The 2,570-nt window shown below is 37.9% G+C and carries 3 protein-coding genes; all 3 read left to right on the top strand.

The window, feature by feature from the left end:
• Positions 1-21: 21 nt before the first annotated feature.
• The 3 genes from LZ634_RS22560 to terL are packed head-to-tail and all read left to right on the top strand — an operon-like array spanning position 22 to position 2,518.
• Positions 22-228 (top strand): hypothetical protein, encoded by a 207-nt coding sequence (locus LZ634_RS22560; protein ID WP_234508956.1) that lies wholly within the window; start codon positions 22-24, stop codon positions 226-228.
• Positions 218-712 carry a lysis system i-spanin subunit Rz gene (locus LZ634_RS22555; RefSeq protein ID WP_234508955.1) on the top strand — a complete coding sequence of 165 codons (495 nt, stop codon included), beginning with the start codon at positions 218-220 and terminating at the stop codon, positions 710-712. The genes LZ634_RS22560 and LZ634_RS22555 overlap by 11 nt, the downstream gene beginning before the upstream one ends.
• A 12-nt stretch (positions 713-724) precedes the next feature.
• Positions 725-2,518, top strand: a complete 1,794-nt coding sequence (gene terL, locus LZ634_RS22550; protein ID WP_234508954.1) for a phage terminase large subunit — start codon at positions 725-727, stop codon at positions 2,516-2,518.
• Positions 2,519-2,570 lie beyond the last annotated feature (52 nt).

Genomic DNA, 2,570 nt, shown 5'->3' with positions numbered 1-2,570 from the left:
ACAATATAAAAGGAATTAACAATGGAATTTCTAACCGCCATTGCTGCTTTCATATCTAAATTATTTGCGGCTATAAATTTCCATGCATTAGCAAGTGCAATTGGTGGTTTCTTTATACTGGCATTTAAATTAGTTGTGCTGAAATTAGTAGTTCATGGCTTCTTCAAACTCGTAAAGTTCTTTAGGAAAAAATTCAAAAAGGATAAAGGCAATACAGATGAGCATTAATGTAAAGGGACTCGTTTTGAGTCTCTTTGTTTTGATAGCTGTAGTTTTGGGTGCATACAATATTGGTGAGTATAAAGGATACTCCACAATGAATACTGAATATGAACTTCAAATGGAAAAGGCAGAAAAGAAATTTGATGCTGATATGCAGACTCTCAAAGCAAAGAAACAAAACGAAATAGATAACATAGTAAAAGACTATGAGAAGGAATTAGCAAATGTCAAAGAAAATACTACTAACACTATTAATGGTATTAACGCTACTAACAAGCGGTTGCGGATCGAAATCACAAGAAAGAATAGTGAAACAACCTGCAACAGTCCAGATAGTGTTACCGGAGAACATAATGAGCAAGCCGAACTTTCAAGATCGTCTTCTGAATTTCTTATTGGGGAATCCAGTAGAGCAGACATCTGGATCGGAAAACTCCAAGAAATAGTAAGAAAACAAAATGAGGAAATAGAAAAACTCAAAAAGAATTAAAGGGAGTCAAGGATGACTACTATTAAAAAAACAACAACAAAAGGAACACCAAAAAAATCTGATCCGCTACTAAAGGTTAAAGGTTCATTTGTAGCTTTTCTTTTTGTTCTTTGGAAAGAAATGAATCTACCAAATCCAACACCAATACAGATTGATATAGCCAAGAGTCTTGAAGCATGTAATGAAGATGAACGCTTTATTATTCAGGCATTCCGTGGTGTTGGTAAGTCCTTTGTTACTTGTGCTTTCGTAGTCTGGAAGCTATGGAACAATCCAGATCTAAAAATCATGATTGTCTCAGCCAGTAAAGACCGGGCAGACGCTAACAGTGTATTCATCAAACAGATAATCGGTCTACTACCGTTCCTGAAGCACCTGGAAGCAGACGCGAACAAAGGACAACGCGACAGTAAGCTAATCTTCGATGTAGGCCCAGCTAAACCAGATGCTTCACCTTCTGTTAAGTCAGTAGGTATCACAGGCCAGTTAACCGGCTCTCGTGCAGATCTGCTAATCGCTGATGATGTGGAGATACCGAACAACAGTCTTACACAGACAACACGTGAGAAGTTATGGGAGTCCGTAAAGGAGTTTGACGCGATTCTAAAGCCCGGCGGCCAGATTATCTATCTTGGTACGCCTCAAACGGAAATGACGCTATACAAAGAGTTAGAGAACCGTGGATACCATACAATGATATGGCCTGTAAGATACCCACGTAATGACAGAGAAATGGAATTCTACGGTGAACGTTTAGGCGTGTGTATCCGGCAAAGTATAGAACAGTTTGGAATTGACAATTTATACTGGAAACCTACTGAACCTATTCGTTTCAATGATGAAGATCTACTACGCCGTGAAATCAGTTATGGTAAGGCCGGGTTCGCTTTACAGTTCATGCTTAACCCTAACTTATCTGATGAAGCTAAATTCCCGCTTAAATTAAAAGATTTAATCGTAGCAGAAGTAGATAGAGAAACATCTCCGCTTTCTTGGAAATGGCTTCCTAACCCAGACAAAGTAGTAAAGGAATTACCAAACGTAGGATTGAAAGGGGATAATTATTATCACGCCCACGGTTCATCAGAACAGTTCCATGCTTATACTAAAAAGATAATGGTAATCGACCCGTCAGGACGTGGTAAGGATGAAACTTCATACGCCGTTCTATACTGGAACAACAGTTATATATATTTAATGGACATTGGCGGCTTCCTGGATGGTTACGGTGATCAGACTCTTGAAGGACTATCCAAGATTGCAAAAGAACATAAGGTTCATGAAATACACATAGAATCAAACTTTGGTGATGGTATGTTTAATAAACTACTACAGCCAGTATTAAAGCGTCACCACGCAGCAAGCCTACATGAGATTCGTTCTAATAAACAAAAAGAAGTCCGTATATGTGACACTCTTGAACCTGTTCTTGGTTCCCATAAACTTATTATTCCACAGAGTATTATTGAGAAGGACTATAGAACAGCATTAGACCCAGATAACAATCTACGTGCAGAAAGAAGTTGTATGTATCAGCTAACCAGAATGTCTCGTGAACGTGGTGCATTAAAGCATGATGACCGCATTGATACACTTGCAATGGGAGTTCATATCTTTACTGAACTCATGGCTATTGATGTTCAACAAGGTATGGATAATCTAATGGAAGATTTCTTAGAAGATCACTTTAAGAGAATTGAAAGTAGTTATACATCAGCACGACAACAGACAATTGGTAACATTACGATTAACTATGATTACAATGAAGACTACGGTAATAACTTCTTAGGTAATGACTTCCTTTAAGGTCAGTTAACTACAGGGAAATGCACCAAATATAGGATGAATTAATATCTAC

It is taken from the genome of Kluyvera intermedia (genome assembly GCF_021440345.1).
Lineage (GTDB): Bacteria > Pseudomonadota > Gammaproteobacteria > Enterobacterales > Enterobacteriaceae > Kluyvera > Kluyvera intermedia_A.
Note: the sequence above shows the minus strand (reverse complement) of the source record. Positions and strands in the feature narration are given on the sequence as shown.

Coding starts and splice junctions, on each gene's coding strand:
- LZ634_RS22560 (WP_234508956.1), top strand. CDS start 22: ATGGAATTTCTAACCGCCATTGCTGCTTTCATATCTAAATTATTTGCG.
- LZ634_RS22555 (WP_234508955.1), top strand. CDS start 218: ATGAGCATTAATGTAAAGGGACTCGTTTTGAGTCTCTTTGTTTTGATA.
- terL (WP_234508954.1), top strand. CDS start 725: ATGACTACTATTAAAAAAACAACAACAAAAGGAACACCAAAAAAATCT.